We start from the raw sequence: 16,935 nt of genomic DNA, 5'->3' as shown, positions 1-16,935 counted from the left end.
TGTCTGGTATGCAACTCGATGGTGTGCTGTTCTTCCCGGTGACCCCGTTCGACGCCGAGGGGAACATCGCGTACGACGTGCTGGCTGAGCACGTCAAGCACGGTGTCTCCGCCGGGCCGGGCGCGGTGTTCGCCGCGTGCGGCACCGGCGAGTTCCACGCGCTGGGACTGGAGGAGTTCGAGCGTGCGGTGGCCGTCGCGGTCGAGGCTACCGCGGGCAAGGTCCCGGTGTTCGCCGGGGCGGGCGGCTCGGTCGTCGCGACCAAGCAGTTCATCCAGGCGGCGGAACGTGCTGGTGCTCAGGGCATCCTGCTGCTGCCGCCGTACCTCGTGACGAACCCGGCCGCGGGCCTCGTGCGCTACGTCGCGGAGGCCGCCGCGGTCACCGAGCTGCCGATCATCGTGTACCAGCGCAACAACGCGCGGTTCACGCCGGAGACCGCCGTCGAGGTCGCGCGGATCCCCAACGTCGTGGGCTTCAAGGACGGCATCGGTGACCTCGACCAGATGCAGCGGATCGTGCTGTCGGTCCGCGCGGGCGTCGACAAGCCGTTCCAGTTCTTCAACGGCCTGCCCACCGCGGAGATGACCCAGCTCGCGTACCGCGGCATCGGGGTCGAGCTGTACTCGTCCGCGGTGTTCTGCTTCGCGCCGGAGATCTCGATCGGCTTCTACAACGCCGTGCAGGCCGGCGACACCGAGCTGGTGAACCGCTTCCTGCACGAGTTCTACAAGCCGCTCGTCGAGCTGCGCGACAAGGTCCCCGGCTACGCGGTCGCCCTGGTGAAGGCGGCGGTGCGCGCGAACGGGCTGGACGTCGGTGGCGTGCGGCCGCCGCTCGTCGACCCGGCCGACGAGCACCTGGCTGCTCTGGACAAGATCATCGCTGCGGGCAAGGCTCTGCTGGCATGAAGATCACCGAGATCGTCCTGACTCCGATCGCGTTCCGCGACCCACCGCTGCTGAACGCCGCCGGCGTGCACGAGCCGTGGGCGCTGCGCACGATCGTCGAGGTGCACACCGACGAAGGCGTTTCGGGGCTGGGGGAGACCTACGGCGACCTCGCGCACCTGGAGCGCTCACGGTCCGTTGTGGACTCTCTGATCGGGCTCGACGTGTTCGCGCTGAACGAGATGCACGCGCGCGTGGCCGCGGTGCTGGGCGGTGAGGTCGGGCCGGACAAGCACGGGCTGACCGGGAAGATCACCGCGGAGAGCACCGTCGACCGCGTGTACTCGCCGTTCGAGGTGGCGTGCCTGGACATCCAGGGCAAGGCGCTGGGACGGCCGGTGCACGACCTGCTGGGCGGCGCGATCCGTTCCGCGGTGCCGTATTCCGCCTACCTGTTCTACAAGTGGGACGGACATCCCGGTGCCGAGCCGGACGAGTGGGGCGAGGCGATCGACCCCGACGGCATCGTCGCGCAGGCGCGGAAGATGATCGGCGAGTACGGGTTCGGGTCGATCAAGCTCAAGGGTGGCGTGTTCCCTCCGGAGCAGGAGATCGAGGCGATCCGCGCGCTGCGCGAGGCGTTCCCGGACCATCCCCTGCGGCTCGACCCGAACGCTGCCTGGTCGACCGCCACGTCGTTGAAGGTCGCCGAAGAGCTCGACGGTGTGCTGGAGTACCTGGAGGATCCGACCCCGGAGATCTCCGGCATGGCGGAAGTGGCCGCGAAGGCGCCGATGCCGTTGGCCACCAACATGTGCGTGGTCGCGTTCGAGCACCTCAAACCGTCGGTGGAGCAGGACGCCGTGCAGGTGCTCCTGTCCGACCACCACTACTGGGGCGGGCTGCAGCGGTCGCGGCAGCTGGGCATGATCTGCCAGACGTTCGGCATCGGCCTGTCGATGCACTCGAACTCGCACCTGGGCATCTCGCTGGCCGCGATGACGCATCTGGCCGCGGCGACGCCGAACCTGAGCTACGCCTGCGACACGCACTACCCGTGGAACGCGGCCGACGAGGTCGTGGAACCGGGCGTTCTGTCCTTTGTGGACGGCGCGGTGCCGGTGCCGACGTCGCCTGGGCTCGGTGTGTCGCTGGATCGCGACGCGTTGGCGCGCCTGGCCGAGAACTACGTCAAGTGCGGCATCACGTCACGTGACGACACGGGTTACATGCAGAAGTTCGACCCGAGCTACGAGAGGAAGCGTCCCCGGTGGTGAAGTCGGTTGTCCACGCCTATCCGTGGGACCTGATCGGTGACTCGGACGCCGTCGCGCGGTACCAGGAGCTCGGTGTCGACGCCATCGCCCTCGCCGCGTCGTACCACACCGTGCGGGCGGCGACGCCGTTGCATCCTTCGCACCGGCTGGTCGACGCGCGGCACGCGGCGTTCTACCTTCCCGTGCGCACCGCGAACTTCGGCCGGCTCGTGCCCGCGGAACCGTCCTGGATGGACGGTTCCGACTCGTTCGGTGAAGCGGCCGCGCTGGTTCGTGCCGCCGGACTGCCGGTGTACGCGTGGACCGTGCTCACGCACAACTCGCGCCTGGGTGACCTGCATCCGGACGTGACCGTGGTGAACGCGTTCGGGGACCGCTACCCGTACGCGTTGTGCACGGCCCAGCCCGATGTCGTCGAGTACACCTCGGTCCTGGTGTCCGAGGTGCTGGAGCTCGGTGCGCCGGACGGGATCATCCTCGAGGCCTGCGGGCCGCTGGGGTTCTCCCACGGCGGTCACCACGAGAAGACCGATGGCACGGACTGGAACGCGGTGCAGCAGAAGCTGTTGTCGCTGTGCTTCTGCTCTGCCTGCACCGCCCTGTACGCCGACCCGGATGCCCTGCGTGAAGCGGTCCGGGCCGGGGTTGATCGCGGTGCGTCCCCAAAATTTGGCAGTGTGGAGGAAGCGCTCGGTGCGCTCGCGGAGGATGTTCAAGGCGTGCGGACCGGGGTCGTGCGGTCGTTGCGGCAGAAGCTGGTCGGCGAAATTCGTGCTGCGGCGCCGTCGGTGCGGATCGGTGTGCACGTGACAGCGGACCCGTGGGGCACCGGGCCGTTCGCGACCGTCGCCGGTGGTCTGGGCGCGGACGTCGACGTGCTGACGACGATGTGCTGGCCCGGCCCGGATGTCGCGGTGCCCGGCATCGAGGCTCTGCGCGCCGCCGCTCCGGACACGCGGATCGCCGCGTACGTGCTGGGGTTGTCGCCGAAGCCCGCGGACGGCGCGGCTCTCTCGAAGGAGTGGCTGACGTACCTCGACGCCGGCGTGGAGGAGTTCCACCTCTACCACGGTGGTCTCGCGTCCGCTGCACGGTTGGAAGCTCTGCGAGAGGCTGTAACAGCCGTTAGCCGGTAACTGTTAAGCGAACTGCTGCAACCCGATGTGAGCGCGGTTCCGTCCTTTGACCATGAGGCACATAGGAACCGTAGTTGGCACTGGCGTCCTGCTGCTGGTGATCTCGGCCTGTGGCAGTGCGCAGAACGCGGGCACTGGGGCAGGTGGCGGTCCGACGTTGCCGACCGCCACCTCGTCCTCCGAATCTTCTCCGGGGGTGCCACCGGGCATCGCGCCCGGAGAGATCCCGCCGGACGGCAAACCCGTGACGAAGCTCGACACCAACGCTTTGTCGTCGGAGTATCCGCGCACCGTGTGGACACAGGGAGACGGGAAGACCGTCGGTGTCATCGCCCAGGAGGGCGGGTGCGGGAAGGCCAGCGCGTCCGTGCTGGAGCAGTCGGCGACGCTGGTGAAGATCGAGCTCGTCGAGACGCTGCCGCTGGACAAGCAGGCCTGCACCATGGACATCCGCTTCCCTCCGCTCACGGTGCAGCTCGCCGAACCCCTCGGTGAGCGCACGGTCGCGTTGACGTCCCGGCAGGAACAGAAGTAGACCTCCTCCCCACGGTGCCCGGTCGGCAACTGCCCCGCCGGCCGGGCATCACTTCTTTCTCGGTTCACCTGGCCCCTTGGCCCGGTTTGCAAGGATGGTGCGCATGAGAAACGTCGCGGCTGCCGTTGCTCTCGCCGTTGTGCTGACCGGTTGCTCGTCGGGCGCCCCGTCGGACAAGCAGCCGGGCGCGCCCGGAACCGGCTCGCCCACCTCGGGTACGTCCGCGCCCGGCTCCACCGGTTCGTCCGGCTCGAACCCCACGGCGCCCGTCCAGCCTCCGGTGTCGATCTCGGAGGAGAAGCCGGTCGTCCCGCCCAACGTCACGCCGGTGCCCAAGGAAAAGGTCATCACGACATCGTTGTCAGACCTCTACCGCTCCGAGGCGTACGTCTTCGGCGACGGTCGTGACGTCGAGGTCTTCGGCGTGGGCGGCGGTTGCAAGGAAGCCCGCGCGGAGGTGACGGCCCAGTCCGCCGAGCTCGTTCAGATCACGCTCGTGACGATCACGAAGCAGCCTCCGGGCACGGTGTGCACCCAGGAGATCCGCCAGGTGCCGCTGACCGTGCGCTTGGACGCTCCGCTGGGCGATCGTCGCCTGGTCCTGGAGTCTCGCGAAGAGACTGCCTGAAGATGAAACGCTGATATATGGATCTTCACCTGAGCTGCTGATATATCGCATATCGCCGATGCAATCGGCAGGACCGTCGGCGTCGCTCCCTCGCCGGCACCTTTCGACGCTGACGGCCTGGGTCTCGGATCCGCGTTGGCGAACGGCTCTGGTCGCTGATCGACTTCCGCGCCCACGTGACGCTTGGGCTTCGACCTCGCCTCCACTGTCGCATCAACCCTTCTACTGCACGGGCGCCCACGGCGGGGCCCTCAGTTCTGGGTCACGCTGCGGCCGCCCTCGAGCGCCTGCTTCCCGCTGGCAAGCGCCAGTGCTCGCGTCCCGGCGAGCGACTTCTGCTCGTCTTCTTGACGGCACCCTGCTGCGGAGTAGATAGTGGTTTAACTAGTTAACTAGATAAAGAGGCAAGGGTGATCGAGTTCCGGATCGACCGTCGCTCCGGCGTGGCCGCCTACCAGCAGCTCGTCAACCAGACGAAGCACGCACTGCGACTGGGTTTGTTGCGGCCGGGGGACCAGCTGCCCACCGTGAAGGAGGTCGTGACCACGACCTCGATAAACCCGAACACCGTGCTGAAGGCCTACCGGGAGCTGGAACGCGAAGGCCTCGCGGAGGGGCGGCGCGGGGTGGGGACGTTCGTGTCCGTGTCGGCCGCGCCGGCTCAGCCTGAGGCGGACCAGTTGCGAGCGGAACTGGCCGGCTGGATGAGACGGGCCCGGCAGGACGGACTGGACCGCGAGTACGTCGAGGCTCTTGTCAAAGCGGAACTGGACCTGCACTACGAAGGAGATGGACGTTGACCACGATCGCGCTCGACGCGACGGCGCTCACCATGCGCTACCGACGCGGCTGGGGGCTGCGCGACTGCACGTTCGAGCTGCCCGCCGGCCGGATCTCGGCGCTGATCGGCCCCAACGGTGCGGGCAAGAGCACACTCATGCGCATCGCCACCGGGCTGCAGCGCCAGACGAGCGGGGAGATCAGGGTGCTCGGGCAGGTGCCCGGCAAGCACGGCGCGAACCGGCGGCTCGCGTTCCTCGGCCAGGACAAGCCGCTGTTCAAAGCGTTCACCGTCGAGGAGATGCTGCGGGCGGGAGCGAAGCTGAACCCCGGCTGGGACGACCAGTACGCCCAACGGCTCGTGCGTGAGGCGGACGTGCCGTTCGGCGCGAAGATCGGCACGTTGTCCGGCGGGCAGCGCACCCGAGTCGCACTCGCCATCGCGATGGGGAGGCGCCCCGAACTGGTGATGCTCGACGAGCCGCTGGCCGACCTGGATCCCATCGCGCGGCAGGAGGTCATGCACGCCGTGCTGGCCGAAGTCGCCGAGACGGGCATGACGGTGCTGCTGTCCTCGCACGTGATCGCCGACCTCGACGGGGTGTGCGATCACCTGTTGCTGCTCGCCGACGGACAGGTCCGGTTGCAGGGCGACGTCGAGGATCTGCTGACGCAGCACCGGGTTCTGGTCGGATCGCGAGAGCTGGTGCTGCCGGACGGTGTCGTGGAGGCGCGCACGACCGGACGTCAGGCGACAGTGCTCGCCCGCACCTCCGACGTCCCCGGCTGGGACAACAACGAGCCGTCGCTCGAAGAGCTGGCTCTGGCCTACCTGCGCTCCACGAGGAAGGTGGCGGCATGACCTGGGTGGCGTGGCGGCAGCAACGGCTGCAGATCCTCCTCGGCCTCTGCGTCATCGCCGGGCTCGCCGCGGTGATGACGGTCGTCCGGTTCGACGCGCAGTCGATCACCGACGAACGGCTCGTCGACGAGCGGTACGGCACGTACGTCAACTACCTGCGCCTGGTGCTGCTCGCCCTGCCGGTGTTGCTCGGCGTGTTCATCGGCGGCCCGCTCTTCGGCCGCGAGATCGAACACGGGACACACGTGTTCAGCCTGACCCAGTCGATCGGCCGGACCCGGTGGTGGGCGAGCAAGATCGTGGTGGCGGGGTTGCCGGTCATCGTCGGCATGACCCTGCTCGGGCTGCTCAACTCGTGGGCGTCCGCGCCGCTGCGGGCCGTGATGTTCGGCGGGAGGCTGGTGACGCCGACGTTCGAGATCGAGGGCCTCACCCTCGGCGCGTACACGGCGCTGGCCTTCACGCTCAGCGCGACCATCGGACTGCTGGTGCGCAACACGCTGGCCGCCATGGTCATCACGGTGGTCGCGTACGTCCCGCTGATCGGGTTGGTGGGCAACGCGCTGCGCCCGGCCTACGCGGTACCGGTCACGTCGACGGACGACAAGATGCCCGCCGGTGCGTGGATCGTCAGCTCGTCCTACGTGGACGCGGCCGGCAATCCTGCCTCGTTCTCACCCGCCGCCTGCACCACGGGCATCCCCGAGTGCATGCGCACGCAGGGAGTCGTGCGGCGGGTGGGGTTCCAGCCGGACGACCGGTTCTGGTCGTTCCAGGCCATCGAGGCCGGTCTGTTCGTGGCACTCGCGGCTCTGGTCGTCGTGGCCGGCGCGTGGGCGGTTCACCACCGGCTGCGCATGGCTTAAGCGCCGTCGAGAAACCGCCTAGGTGACCCTGCTGGACGTCGACCACGAACGCCGGATGTGCGTTGCGTGCGGGCCGGAAGTCCTCCTCGGCACCCGACACACACCTCACCGGTCGCCCGGAACCTAGAACCAGCATCGGCCCGGCGCGGCGGCCTGCCGTGCCTTCTACCTGGCCCTTAGCAATGACTCTTTTGACGACGTCGTCAAAAGAGTCATTGCTAAGGCCGTGAAACAGAGCAGCCGGGGCCAACTGATATATCGGTTGGCCCCGGCTGCGGTGTGCGGGTGGATCAGCGGCGGAAGCTGATCTGCAGGGTCGGAGCGGACGTCTCGGCGAAGAAGTCGTTGCCCTTGTCGTCGACGACGACGAACGCGGGGAAGTCCTCGACCTCGATCTTCCAGACCGCTTCCATCCCGAGCTCGGGGTACTCGAGCACCTCGACCTTGCGGATGCAGTCCTGCGCCAGACGTGCCGCCGGACCGCCGATGGAACCCAGGTAGAAGCCGCCGTGCGACGCGCAGGCGTTCGTGACCTGCTTGGAGCGGTTGCCCTTGGCGAGCATGACCAGCGAACCGCCCGCGGCCTGGAACTGCTCGACGTAGGAGTCCATGCGCCCGGCCGTCGTCGGGCCGAACGAGCCGGACGCGTAGCCCTCCGGCGTCTTGGCCGGTCCGGCGTAGTAGACCGGGTGGTCCTTGAGGTACTGCGGCATGTCCTCGCCGGCGTCGAGGCGTTCCTTGATCTTGGCGTGCGCGATGTCGCGGGCCACGACCAGCGGCCCGGTGAGAGACACGCGGGTCTTCACCGGGAGCTTGGTGAGGACCTCGCGGATCTCCGCCATCGGACGGGTGAGGTCGATGCGGACGACCTCGTCGGACAGGTCCTCGCCCTCCACCTCGGGCAGGAACTGGGCCGGGTCGCGCTCCAGCTGCTCCAGGAACACGCCCTCGGACGTGATGCGGGCCTTGGCCTGGCGGTCTGCCGAGCACGAGACCGCGACGCCGACCGGCAGGGACGCGCCGTGGCGGGGAAGGCGGATGACGCGCACGTCGTGGCAGAAGTACTTGCCGCCGAACTGGGCACCGATGCCGAAGTTGCGGGTGAGCTCCAGGACCTGCTGCTCGAGGTCCTTGTCGCGGAACGCGTGGCCCGACGGCGAGCCCTCGGTCGGCAGGTTGTCGAGGTAGCGGGCCGAGGCGAGCTTCGCGACCTTGAGGTTCTGCTCGGCGGACAGGCCACCGACGACGACAGCCAGGTGGTACGGCGGGCACGCGGCTGTGCCGAGCGAGCGCAGCTTCTCGTCGAGGAACGACGCGAGGCGCTTCGGGTTCAGAACCGCCTTCGTCTCCTGGTAGAGGAACGTCTTGTTCGCGCTGCCGCCGCCCTTGGCCATGAACAGGAACTCGTAGACGGGCTCCTGGCCGGGCTTGTGGAACACCTCGATCTGCGCGGGCAGGTTCGTGCCGGTGTTCTTCTCGTCCCAGAACGTCAGCGGCGCCATCTGCGAGTAGCGCAGGTTGAGCTCCTGGTACGCCTCGAAGACGCCGCGGGCCAGCGCCTGCTCGTCGTCGCCGCCGGTGAGGACGGTCTCCGAGCGCTTGCCCATGATGATCGCCGTGCCGGTGTCCTGACACATCGGCAGGACACCACCGGAGGAGATGGCCGCGTTGCGCAGCAGGTCCATGGCGACGAACCGGTCGTTGCCCGAGGCCTCGGGGTCGTCGATGATCTTGCGCAGCTGGGCGAGGTGCGACGGGCGCAGCAGGTGCTGGATGTCGCGGATGGCTTCCTTCGCGAGCAGCGTCAGCGTCTCGGGGGCGATCTCGAGGAACTTGCGGTCACCGGCCTCGATCAGCTTCACCCCGTCGGAGGTGACGAGGCGGTACTCGGTCTCGGTGTCCTTCGCGAGCGGCAGGACGTCGGTGTACTCGAAAGTGGTGGGCACGTCGTACACAACTCCAACGGTGTGCAGTTCGGATCAGAAAACCGTACCGCCACCAATGGGACGTATCGATGTGATCCCCGACCACCGCGGTGTTCCGTGCCCCACAGACACGGAAGGCCGGGGCGGCCCCCGGCCGTCCCGACCTTCCTTCGTGTGCGACGACGGGCGTCGCGTGGCTTGGTAACGCCCGACCGTGCCGTGAGTTGAGTCACAAGTCAATACTGCCGGACGGGTGAGTTACGAGGCGTACGCCCGCAGCTTCGCCGCCCGCTCGCCCTGGCGGAGCTTCGACATGACCTCGCGCTCGATCTGCCGCACCCGTTCCCGCGACAACCCGAACCGCTTGCCGATCTGGTCCAGCGTGCGGGGCTGACCGTCCTCGAGGCCGTAGCGCAGCCGGATCACGGCCTGCTCGCGCGGTTCGAGGGTCGCCAGCACGCGGCGCAGGTCGTCCTGCAGCAGGCCGGAGATGACGGCGCTCTCGGCGTCGGTCGCGTCCGAGTCCTCGATGAAGTCACCGAGGGGAGCGTCCTCCTCCGTGCCGACCGGCATGTCCAGCGATACCGGGTCACGCGCGTGGTCGAGCAGGTCGGCGACCTTGTCGACGGACAGGCCCGACTCCTTCGCCAGCTCCTCGTTCGTCGCCTCGCGGCCGAGCGTCTGGTGCAGGTCGCGCTTGATCCGCGCGAGCTTGTTCACCTGCTCGACGAGGTGGACGGGGAGGCGGATGGTGCGGCCCTGGTCGGCCATGCCGCGGGTGATGGCCTGGCGGATCCACCACGTCGCGTAGGTCGAGAACTTGAAGCCCTTGGTGTAGTCGAACTTCTCCACCGCGCGGATCAGGCCCAGGTTGCCCTCCTGGATCAGGTCCAGCAGCGGCATGCCGCGGCCCGTGTAGCGCTTGGCGAGCGACACGACGAGGCGCAGGTTGGCCTTGAGCAGGTGGTCCTTGGCTCGGCGGCCGTCGCGGACGAGCTCCCCCAGCTCTTCACGACGGGTGGGGGTGAGGCGCTTGGTCGTCTCCATGACGTGCTGCGCGAACACACCGGCCTCGATGCGCTTGGCGAGCTCCACCTCCTCCTCTGCGGTGAGGAGCGCGGTCTTGCCGATTCCGTTCAGGTAGACTCGAACCAGATCTGCTGCTGGCCCCTGGGCGTCGAGGTCGTGGTCGACGACAGGCGTGTTCTCTCCGACTTCACGGTCGGAGATCCTCGTGACGGTCATGGATCTCCCTCCCCCTGCTGCGGGCGGCGACAAGTCGCGTGGCGGTCAAGGCGGCGCGGCGCTGCGCCCTGGTTGCCGGTTGCGGCGGGCCCGCTCGGGATCCCATCGCTAGCTGGCTGATACCTGGGTAACGAAGACGATTCCGAATTCGTTCCCGACTTCCTGACCTGAAGACGTCACCGCTGTCACAGCGGTTGCGCGACTAATCTGAGGATTGGCTGAGAACCGTTTAGTCAGACCTCGACGAGCACGGTGAACGGACCGTCGTTCACGCTCCGTACCTTCATCTCAGCCCTGAATCGTCCTGTTTCGACGCGGGCGCCCTTTTGGCGGAGTTCCTGCACGACGGCGTTCACCAACGGTTCCGCGTGCTCGGGCCGTGCGGCCGCCGTCCAGGACGGACGGCGGCCCTTGCGCGTGTCTCCGTAGAGGGTGAACTGGCTGACGACCAGCAGCGGAGCGCCAGTCGACTCACATGACTGCTCGTCGTCGAGGATGCGCAGGCCGTGCAGCTTCTGCGCCATTTTGCGGGCGTGCTCGGCCGAGTCGTCGTGGTGGACGCCGAGCAGCACCAGCAATCCGGGCTCGTCGATGGCGCCGACGATCTCCCCGCCGACTTCCACACTCGCCTCTGTGACGCGCGCCACAACCGCTTTCACGCCGGAATCAACATTCCGTGCCGGATGAGATCACGAACGATCGGCAAGGCGGCTTCTGCATCGATTTCTCCGTAAGCGAACTCGAGCAGTGCGAGCAGGTCCTCCAACGACAGCGCGCCCGTGCAGCCGGCGACGAGCTTCGCGGTCGCCTCGTCGACCTCGTGCTGCCAGCCCGGTCCGTCGGTGCGGTGCAGCCGGGCGACGACCTTGCGCCAGCCTTCCTCGCTCGGCTCGGAGACCTCCTCGAGCAGGACGGTGTCGGCGACCCGGAACCTCTGGCCCAGCAGGTCGGGGTTCGCGCGCAGCCACGCGACGTTGTCGAGCCACCGCGCCGCCTCCGGGCCCAGCGGGTCGTCGTAGGCGTGGCGCAGGTCCTCGCACACGACCTGGGAGTGCATCTCGTCGGTGCGCCGCAGCGTCACGTAGCCGAAGCCGACGCCGTCGACCTGATTCTGCTCGAACCAGTCGAGCCACGCCGCGGCCTTCCGCTGCCCCTCTGGGCTGCGCGGGTCGACGCCCGCGTCCTTGAGCCACGTGCCGACGTACAGGGCGGGCTCGGCGATGTCGCGCTGCACGAACCACGCGTCGATCCCGCCGCGCGGCAGCCAGCCCGAGACCTGCTCCTCCCAGTCCTCACCCCTGCGGTGCACCCACGACGCCAGCAACTGGCCGACGCCGCCTTCGTTGAGGAAGGCGGGCAGCTGCCGGATGACCAGCGCCGACGCGTCGTCGCCGCCGAGGCCGGAGTCGCGGTACACGTAGTCCACGCGCGGCGGGCCGACCACGAACGGTGGATTGCACACAACCTGGTCGAACCGCCGGTTGCGGACCGGGCCGAACCACTCGCCCTGCAGTGTCTCGACGTCGAGGCCGTTGATGCGGAACGTGCCCTGCGCGAGCCGCAGCGCGCGTTCGGACAGATCGGTCGCGGTGATGCGTTCGGCGTGCGTGCTGGCGTGCAGGGCTTGGACGCCGCAGCCGGTGCCGAGGTCGAGCAGCGTGCCGACCGGGGTGCGCTTGGTGGCGCGGGCGAGGCTGATGGACGCGTGGCCGACCCCGAGGACGTGGTCCTCCGGGACCGCTCCGCCACGCAAGTCGGAGTCGAGGTCGGCGATGACCCACCAGTTGTCCTCGTACGGCCGCACGTCGAGACCGGCTTTGAGGTCTCCTGCGTTGCTGCCGGCGGCCAGAACCTCGTTGATGACGGCGTCGTCGATGTCGACACCGGCGAGCGCCTTGCGGACGTCCTGCTCCGGCTCCTGGTCGCCGAGCAGGAACAGGCGGATCAGCGTGCCGAGCGACCCGGCGTCCCTGCTGGCGCGGCGGGCGGGCTCCGGCTCGCCCCGGCCGAGTGCGGAGTGGGCCTGCGGGCCGAGGACGTCGACGACGCCGTCCGCGGTGTAGCCGGCGTTCAGGAAGGCTTCGCGCAGGCGGGCGCAGAGATCAGCGGAAAGATCGGGGTGCACGGGTCGACATGCTTTCACGGCCTCGTCAGTGGCGCGTGATCGAGAGGGCGATGGCCATGGCGAGCCGTTGGTCGGGATCGTCGAGGGGGAGCGGCGTCACCTCGGCCATCTTCTGCATCCGGTACCGGAGCGTGTTCGGGTGCACGTTGAGCTCCCGCGCTGCCGCCCGCACATCGCCCTGTGCCGCGAGCCACGCCTTGAGCGTCACCGCGTACTGGGTGCCGTACTCGGCGTCATAGCGCAATATATTGGATATCGGTCCGCGCGTCGGCAGACGTCCGGCCTCGGCGACGGCGGCGAGCCGGTGCAGCAGAACCTGCGCCCACGCGTCGTCGTACACGACCGGCGCACCGGTGGAGAGCGCGAGGCATTCGTCGGCTTCCTGCCGTGACGTGGGCAGCTGCGTCGCCTCGGCCGGCCCGCCGATGCCGGCCAGCACGGTGGCTTCCGCGGGCAGTTCGCGCACCAGGGACCGCACCCAGTCGACGGCGTCGTCGGCGGCGGGGATGACCGTGTAGAGCACGTTGCCGAACAGCGCGCTGCGTCCTGGCCGCGACCAGCCGAAGCCCGCGGTGGCCCGCTGGAACGCGAGCACCGCCGCCCCGTGCTCACCTTCGCCCGCGTGGGCCTGCACCGCGATCACGCGCAGGTCCGCGGACGGCAGCCCGAGGCGCGCGACGTCGGCGGACTCCGGCTGTTCGAGCAGCCGGATCACCAGGTCCGCCTCGGCCTGACGTTCGAGGTCCGTGGACGCACGGGACCTGAGCAGGTGCAACGCCGCCGTCCGGGCACCGTCCACCAACGCGGCACTGCGAGCCGCGTCCACCGGCCCGGTCACCTCGACCCAGACCGACCCGAGCAGCTCGCGTCCCGCCCGGACCGCGGCGACCAGCCGGTTGCCCAGCTGCGGCGTCAACTTCGGCACGAAGATCGGTTCGTCCGACGACGCGAGGTGCGTGAACACCCCGAACTCGTCGAGCGCCCGGCGGGCCTCCTCTGGAACGCGCCGCCCGAGGATCGTCTGGACGCGCACCGGGTCCACGTCCTCCTGCCGGTAGGAGTAGGCGAGCACGCGGGACTGCTGGTCCTCGATCGTCACCGGCCCGCCCACGACCCCCGCGATGACGTCGGCCAGTCCGAACAGGTCACCCGTGCGCGTACCGCCGTTGACCAGCGTCTGCGTGACGTTGGCGAGCTGACTCCACGGCACAGAGGGATCCACGAGCAACACGGCGGCCCCGGACTTCTTCGCCGCGGCGATCACCCGCTCGTCGAGCGGAGGCTTCCCGTGCAGCACAACGGCGGACGCCGCCGTGGACGACACCAGACGCGCCGCTGCGGCAACAGACGGCGTACCCAGCCCGAGCAGAACATCGCCCGCGGCGGCCGGCGTGTTTTCCGCCGGATCATGCAGGGCAACCCCACGTAGTTCGGCATCGCGGCCCCTGGGAGCGCACGCCAGATGCGTACCCAGGCTGCCGAGCACGTCCACGAGGCGATCAAGGGCGACCACTCGCGGATGTTAACCGCCGACCGGGTGTCCCGAGCGCCACTCGAACGTGGGACGATGAGACACGTAGCCGATGGAGTTAACGAGGTGGTGTCGTGAGCAGTCCCGACCGGAACGACACCCCGGTGCTGATCACCGAGGCGGCCCCGTCGTACGAGGAGCAGCACGCCGCCCGGCGCAAGAAGTACGCGATCATGATGAGTCTGCGCTTCCCGTGCCTCATCCTGGCGGCCCTGTTCGCCCAGACCTGGTGGCTGGCCCTGTTCTTCATCGTGCTGTCCGTCCCGCTGCCGTGGATGGCTGTGCTGATCGCCAACGACAGGCCGCCGCGCAAGGCCGAAAAGGCCAACCGTTATCAGGTGGAGCGCCGCGCTATCGCTCCGAAGAGCACCACTGTCATCGACGGCTGAGCCCGCCGAACCCCAGTCCGACCTTGTCAGCCGAGCACCGTCGGTCCGGCCGGACGTCCATGCCTTTGCAACGAGTCTTTTGCGGACGAAGTCAAAAGAGTCATTGCTAGGACAGCAGGCGCGCTGTGGGCCATTGCAACGAGTCTTTTGACTTCGTCCGCAAACGTTTTTTGCATCCGGGTGGCTGGTCGGCGGTGAACTGATATATCGGCCAAAGCTCGGCACGCGACGGGGCGGCCAGCTGCGGGCGCCGGAGCGGCGGGTGTCGAAGGGCTTGGCGTCGTCGCCGGGTCGAGCGGGCGGAACTGATATATCGGCTAAGCGCGCTGGGGTGTGGGGGCGACCACTGCTGCCGCGAACACTGCCGAGCACCGGATGCAGCCGCGACCAGGTGACGGGCAAGCCGGTATCGAGGTGTCGCCGTCCACGACCGCGTCGAGAGAGCTGATATATCGGCTCAGCCTCAGCGCGGCGGCTGTGCGCCCACAACGCTGACCGCGCGCGACCCTGCCCGAACTCCGCCGAGCAGCGCGTCGCGCTTGGACGCTCCTGCCAGCCACGCGGCGAGGAACCCGGCGTCGAAGGCATCTCCGGCGCCCGTCGAGTCGACGCACTCAGTGGTTTCAGCAGGGACCGAGATGATCTCGTCCGCGTCCACCCACGACGCGCCGTCCGGGCCCGACGTCACGACGACCGCGCCAACGTGCGTGAGCAAGGACTTCGCCGACGCCGGTTCCGAGGAGCCGGTGAGGGCGAGGAGCTCGTCGGCGTTGGGCAGCAGGAAGTCGACGCCGCGCACGTCCTCGAGGAACGCCTCGGCCGAGTGGATCAGGACGGCTGCCTGCGGGTCCACCGACGTCGTCCATCCTGCGGCGTGTGCCGCCTTCAGCACGGCCAGGCCCGCGGGGCGGGAGGTGGCGTCGAGCAGCACGTAGCCGGACAGGTGCAGGTGGCCGTCGGTGCCCGCGAGCAGGCCCGGGTCGAGGTCGGCCGGGGAGAAGCGGGCGTTCGCGCCGCGGTCGGGGAGCATCGAGCGCTGGCCGTTCTCGTCGACCAGGACCACGACGCAGCAGGTCGCCAGGTCCGGGTCCACCGCGAAGGCGCACTGGACGCCCGCGGAGGTCAGCTCGGCGTGCACCTGGCGTCCGGCCGAGTCGGCGCCTACTCGTGCCACCAGGACCGGTGACGCGCCGCACGCGGCGAGCCACACGGCCGTGTTGGCGCCGGCGCCGCCCGGTTCGATGGTGACCTTCGCTCGCACGTCGCCGCCGTGGGCGATGGGGCCGGTGTGGCGGGCGACGACGTCCAGGCCGGCGTCGCCCACGACCACGACCGGCCTCACTTTGCCACTGACTGTGACACTCATTGGGACAGCTCTACGGCGACGGCGGCGGCGACCGAGGCGTTGTTGACCACGAGCTCCTCGTTGGCGTCCAGGCTCACGCCCTCGCTGGCGGTGTGGAAGTGCTCCAGCAGCACCGGCGAGACGTCCTTGCCGCGGACGTCCTGGTCGATGAGCTTCTGCAGGCCCTCGGCCAGCAGGCGGTCGTGCAGGGCGGCGTCCATCTCGAACGCGTCGGGGATCGGGTTCGCGAGCAGCATGCCGCGCTCGCCCGCGGCGAACACGGCGGCGGCTTCGGCGGGGTTCTCGACGCGCCACGGCACCTCGAACTCCGACTCGCGGCGGTAGAACGCGGGGAAGCGGGAGGTCCGGTAGCCGACGACCGGCACCGAGCGGGTCTCCAGCACCTCCAGGGTCGCGCCCATGTCGAGGATCGACTTCACGCCCGAGCAGACGATCAGCACCGGCGTCGTCGCCACCACGTCGAGGTCGGCCGACACGTCCCACGTCTCGCGGGCGCCGCGGTGGACACCACCGAGGCCGCCGGTCGCGAAGACGCGGATGCCCGCCTGGTGCGCGAGCGCGGTGGTCGAGGCCACGGTCGTCGCGCCGCTGCGGCCCAGCGCGTAGGCGGCGCCGAGGTCGCGCAACGACAGCTTGAACAGGTCACCGGAGTTGCAGACGCGGTCGAGCTGGGCGGCGGAGAGCCCGATGTGCGGCACGCCGTCGAGCACGGCGATCGTGGCTGGGACGGCGCCGGCCTCGCGGACGACCTTCTCCAGGCGTGCGGCGACGGCCAGGTTGCGCGGTGCGGGCAGCCCGTGGGACAGGATGGTGCTTTCAAGAGCGACGACGGGCCGGTTCTCGGCCAGTGCGGCGGCTACTTCCTCGGCGATGTGCAGCGTGGTCACGAGGGGACATCATCCCAGGTACCCTGGGCGGGTGAGCACTCAGACTCTCCCCGAGGTCGACGTACGGCCGGAAGGCACCGACCACACCGGGGACGACGCCCCGAAGATGTTCCACTACGTGCGCAAGGCGAAGATCGCTGAGAGCGCCGTGATGGGCACCCACGTGGTCGCGCTGTGCGGCGAGGTCTTCCCGGTGACGCGGTCGCCGAAGCCGGGCTCGCCGGTGTGCCCGGAGTGCAAGAAGATCTACGACAACCTGCCTTCCGGCGGCGACGGCGAGTAGGCCGCAGGCCCCAGAACTGCACACAGCCGCGCCCGGCGCCTCGACCGACTCGAGGCGCCGGGCGCGGCTGTTCTGTTGCGGCTCGGCCGGTGTGACCGGAGTGTGAGCAGACCCCAGGTACCTTTCGCGCGCACTTCGGCCCTGCGAAGGCGACAACCGAAAACCTGGGGGGACGCGTTGAGACACGCGTGGATCAGCGCTGCGCACAGA

The 16,935-nt window shown here is 69.0% G+C and carries 17 protein-coding genes; 10 read left to right on the top strand and 7 right to left on the bottom strand.

The features are described from left to right. Window positions 1–8 precede the first annotated feature (8 nt). The 8 genes from AOM45_RS08610 (at window position 9) to AOM45_RS08575 (ending at window position 6,974) form a co-directional block, all read left to right on the top strand. Window positions 9–911 (top strand): 5-dehydro-4-deoxyglucarate dehydratase, encoded by a 903-nt coding sequence (locus tag AOM45_RS08610; protein ID WP_030464864.1) that lies wholly within the window; start codon window positions 9–11, stop codon window positions 909–911. Further along, complete coding sequence (locus AOM45_RS08605) at window positions 908–2,167, top strand: glucarate dehydratase family protein (protein ID WP_030464863.1); 1,260 nt, start codon at window positions 908–910, stop codon at window positions 2,165–2,167. Before AOM45_RS08610 ends, AOM45_RS08605 begins: the two co-directional genes overlap by 4 nt. Further along, a complete protein-coding gene (locus tag AOM45_RS08600) occupies window positions 2,164–3,303 on the top strand; it encodes a hypothetical protein (protein WP_236703243.1) in 1,140 nt (379 codons plus the stop codon). Before AOM45_RS08605 ends, AOM45_RS08600 begins: the two co-directional genes overlap by 4 nt. Window positions 3,304–3,355: 52 nt before the next feature. Continuing rightward, a complete protein-coding gene (locus AOM45_RS08595; RefSeq protein WP_030464861.1) occupies window positions 3,356–3,838 on the top strand; it encodes a hypothetical protein in 483 nt (160 codons plus the stop codon). A gap of 103 nt (window positions 3,839–3,941) precedes the next feature. Then, entirely contained in the window at window positions 3,942–4,466 is a 525-nt protein-coding gene (locus tag AOM45_RS08590) for a hypothetical protein (protein WP_156093527.1), read from the top strand. A gap of 410 nt (window positions 4,467–4,876) precedes the next feature. Then, the gene (locus AOM45_RS08585; RefSeq protein ID WP_030464859.1) at window positions 4,877–5,266 is read left to right on the top strand and encodes a GntR family transcriptional regulator; all 390 of its coding nucleotides are present in this window, start codon (window positions 4,877–4,879) and stop codon (window positions 5,264–5,266) included. After that, window positions 5,263–6,108 (top strand): ABC transporter ATP-binding protein, encoded by an 846-nt coding sequence (locus AOM45_RS08580; RefSeq protein WP_030464858.1) that lies wholly within the window; start codon window positions 5,263–5,265, stop codon window positions 6,106–6,108. The genes AOM45_RS08585 and AOM45_RS08580 overlap by 4 nt, the downstream gene beginning before the upstream one ends. Then, a complete protein-coding gene (locus AOM45_RS08575; protein WP_030464857.1) occupies window positions 6,105–6,974 on the top strand; it encodes an ABC-2 membrane transporter-related protein in 870 nt (289 codons plus the stop codon). The genes AOM45_RS08580 and AOM45_RS08575 overlap by 4 nt, the downstream gene beginning before the upstream one ends. A gap of 290 nt (window positions 6,975–7,264) precedes the next feature. Here AOM45_RS08575 and AOM45_RS08570 read toward each other — a convergent pair whose 3' ends face one another. The 5 genes from AOM45_RS08570 to AOM45_RS08550 all read right to left on the bottom strand — a co-directional run bounded on the left by AOM45_RS08570 (window position 7,265) and on the right by AOM45_RS08550 (window position 13,782). Then, window positions 7,265–8,929: a fumarate hydratase gene (locus AOM45_RS08570; RefSeq protein ID WP_372497416.1), complete on the bottom strand. Its 1,665-nt coding sequence runs from the start codon at window positions 8,927–8,929 to the stop codon at window positions 7,265–7,267. Window positions 8,930–9,157: 228 nt separating this feature from the next. Next, window positions 9,158–10,144, bottom strand: a complete 987-nt coding sequence (locus tag AOM45_RS08565; RefSeq protein ID WP_030464855.1) for a sigma-70 family RNA polymerase sigma factor — start codon at window positions 10,142–10,144, stop codon at window positions 9,158–9,160. 233 nt (window positions 10,145–10,377) lie between these two features. Beyond that, window positions 10,378–10,803 (bottom strand): D-aminoacyl-tRNA deacylase, encoded by a 426-nt coding sequence (dtd, locus tag AOM45_RS08560; RefSeq protein WP_030464854.1) that lies wholly within the window; start codon window positions 10,801–10,803, stop codon window positions 10,378–10,380. Further along, the gene (locus tag AOM45_RS08555) at window positions 10,800–12,269 is read right to left on the bottom strand and encodes a DUF7782 domain-containing protein (protein WP_030464853.1); all 1,470 of its coding nucleotides are present in this window, start codon (window positions 12,267–12,269) and stop codon (window positions 10,800–10,802) included. The genes dtd and AOM45_RS08555 overlap by 4 nt, the downstream gene beginning before the upstream one ends. Window positions 12,270–12,294: 25 nt before the next feature. After that, window positions 12,295–13,782: a PucR family transcriptional regulator gene (locus tag AOM45_RS08550; RefSeq protein ID WP_030464852.1), complete on the bottom strand. Its 1,488-nt coding sequence runs from the start codon at window positions 13,780–13,782 to the stop codon at window positions 12,295–12,297. Between the two features lie 92 nt (window positions 13,783–13,874). On the opposite strand from AOM45_RS08550, the gene AOM45_RS08545 reads away from it, so the two are divergent. Beyond that, window positions 13,875–14,189, top strand: a complete 315-nt coding sequence (locus AOM45_RS08545) for a DUF3099 domain-containing protein (protein WP_030464851.1) — start codon at window positions 13,875–13,877, stop codon at window positions 14,187–14,189. A 463-nt stretch (window positions 14,190–14,652) separates the two neighbouring features. Here the strand turns inward: AOM45_RS08545 and AOM45_RS08540 are convergent, their stop codons facing one another. Both AOM45_RS08540 and AOM45_RS08535 read right to left on the bottom strand, forming a co-directional pair. After that, on the bottom strand, window positions 14,653–15,531 hold the full coding sequence (locus AOM45_RS08540) for a carbohydrate kinase family protein (RefSeq protein WP_236703241.1): 879 nt from the start codon (window positions 15,529–15,531) through the stop codon (window positions 14,653–14,655). A gap of 20 nt (window positions 15,532–15,551) precedes the next feature. Continuing rightward, complete coding sequence (locus AOM45_RS08535; RefSeq protein ID WP_030464849.1) at window positions 15,552–16,442, bottom strand: pseudouridine-5'-phosphate glycosidase; 891 nt, start codon at window positions 16,440–16,442, stop codon at window positions 15,552–15,554. 31 nt (window positions 16,443–16,473) lie between these two features. On the opposite strand from AOM45_RS08535, the gene AOM45_RS08530 reads away from it, so the two are divergent. Next, window positions 16,474–16,725, top strand: a complete 252-nt coding sequence (locus AOM45_RS08530; RefSeq protein ID WP_030464848.1) for a DUF3039 domain-containing protein — start codon at window positions 16,474–16,476, stop codon at window positions 16,723–16,725. Window positions 16,726–16,935 lie beyond the last annotated feature (210 nt).

The organism is Lentzea aerocolonigenes (assembly GCF_000974445.1).
GTDB lineage: Bacteria > Actinomycetota > Actinomycetes > Mycobacteriales > Pseudonocardiaceae > Lentzea > Lentzea aerocolonigenes.
Note: the sequence above shows the minus strand (reverse complement) of the source record. Positions and strands in the feature narration are given on the sequence as shown.